This is a genomic window from Staphylococcus sp. HMSC65H10 (genome assembly GCF_001839185.1).
Taxonomy (GTDB): Bacteria; Bacillota; Bacilli; order Staphylococcales; family Staphylococcaceae; genus Staphylococcus; species Staphylococcus simulans.
In genome coordinates, this window is sequence record NZ_KV840368.1 from 1 (window position 1) to 439 (window position 439).

Consider the following 439-nt stretch of genomic DNA (forward strand, 5'->3'; position numbering starts at 1 on the left):
GGCATGAGTGGAAAGTGGTTAATCTTACCCGAGGAGGTCTCATAAGCGATTCTTCGAATCGTAGTAACAACGAATTATGAGAAGTCAGCAGAAGTCATAGTAGGGAAAATGTACCGAAGGACTGAACAATATTAAATACAGAGTAAAGAATGGAAGTTATAGATTTACGACGTACCGAAAACAATGGGAATTGGCAATCTGTGGATGATAAGTAGTGGAACGAAAAAAGATAAGCAGATGTGTACAGTAAATCTTAGTTGATATGAAAGAAATGTATCGTGAGTCTCCATCATTGATGGAACTTGTTGTAAGACCAAACAACATAGAGAAGGCAATCAAGAAAGTTATCAAAAACAATGGTTCTCCTGGAATTGATGGGATGAAGGTTAAAGAGTTAAATGCTCACTTCAGAGAATTCTATCCACAAATAAAAGAAAAA

At 36.2% G+C, this 439-nt stretch carries 1 pseudogene; it reads left to right on the plus strand.

Annotated features, from left to right (window positions below):
- Nucleotides 1–271: 271 nt before the first annotated feature.
- Nucleotides 272–439 (plus strand): annotated as a pseudogene (locus HMPREF3270_RS14220) (group II intron reverse transcriptase/maturase); the annotation flags it as partial.